Source organism: Aliterella sp. E5.1 (genome assembly GCF_057473825.1).
On the sequence record NZ_JBYCCV010000486.1, the window covers coordinates 1 to 1,139 of the forward strand.

General features: G+C 46.4%; 3 protein-coding genes. All 3 read left to right on the top strand.

Annotated features, from left to right (window positions below; genetic code table 11):
- Positions 1 to 183 (top strand): hypothetical protein (locus tag AC2VE5_RS28440; RefSeq protein ID WP_486890863.1); only part of this gene is annotated, 183 nt, incomplete at its 5' end.
- Positions 184 to 273: 90 nt separating this feature from the next.
- A complete protein-coding gene (locus AC2VE5_RS28445) occupies positions 274 to 627 on the top strand; it encodes a DUF1257 domain-containing protein (RefSeq protein WP_486890861.1) in 354 nt (117 codons plus the stop codon).
- Positions 628 to 802: 175 nt separating this feature from the next.
- The coding region (locus AC2VE5_RS28450) for a C6orf136 family protein (protein ID WP_486890862.1) at positions 803 to 1,139 on the top strand (337 nt) is incomplete at its 3' end.

Genomic DNA, 1,139 nt, shown 5'->3' on the forward strand with positions numbered 1-1,139 from the left:
GTAGAGCGACATTGCCGCTCTCCAAGACCATGTCCGAGCAAGTCACCGCCCTGCGCGATTGGGCTAGACAAAGGGCTCGGCCTGCTGCCGCCTCAGTCGCAGAATATCAGCGACTTGAGTTCTAAAAGCTTTCTCCTGCTCCCAACAGGAGGAAAGGCTAGCAAAATGCTAGTTGTCCGATGATTCCGCAGACCCTTGCTTAGCAAAACCTGCGGTTCCAGTAAGTTCAAACAAACGTTGTTTTTCTCAAATTCTTAATGGAGGAAACTCTGAATGTCTCACTTTAGCACTCTCCGCACCAAGATCTCAGAAGCTGAAATTCTTAAGGCTTCTCTGCGCGACTTGGGTATCAGCGTCAAGTCAGATGCCGATGTCCGTGGCTACAATGGTCAGCGGGTTCGCGCTGATTTGGTTGCCGTTCTCGAAGGCGAATACGACCTCGGTTGGTCTCGCAATTCTGATGGTTCTTTTGATTTGATTGCTGATCTCTGGGGCGTTGCCAAAAAGCACAACCAAACAGAGCTAATCAACTCAATCAATCAAAAATATGCCATTAACAAGACCTTGGCTGAAGTTAAGCGGCCCGGTCTGCAAAATGCCAATGTCAAGCTGGTTATGCACAACTAGTTTATTGTCGCGTTCCCAAACTAGCGGGTTAGTCCATTGTGACTAGCCCGTTTTTTCATAGATTTTGCCAGAAGAATTTTGCGAGAAGGTTATAGGCGCTAGGACACTAAAAATGGTTGGGCAAAATCACCCTTCAACCCTGCACCCTGACTATCAATCACGGGTAAAGCAGGCCATGAATATGCTCAAAATAGAATTGCCTTATTTGTTTGAGCAAGATCTCTCCTACGATATTTACTCGCAGGATATTGACTTCCAAGACCCGGTTAATCGGTTCAAGGGCAAATTCAATTACCGAATTATCTTCTGGACCCTACGTTTTCACGGCCAGCTATTTTTTACTCAACTCACCTTTGATCTTCATGATCTCTATCAGGAAGCTGAGGATACGATTTTGGCTGACTGGACGGTACGAGGAATCCTACGGGTGCCTTGGAAAGCCCAGATTTTATTTAATGGCCAGTCCACCTACAAACTCAACCAAGACGGTCTGATCTATGATCATCAAGATC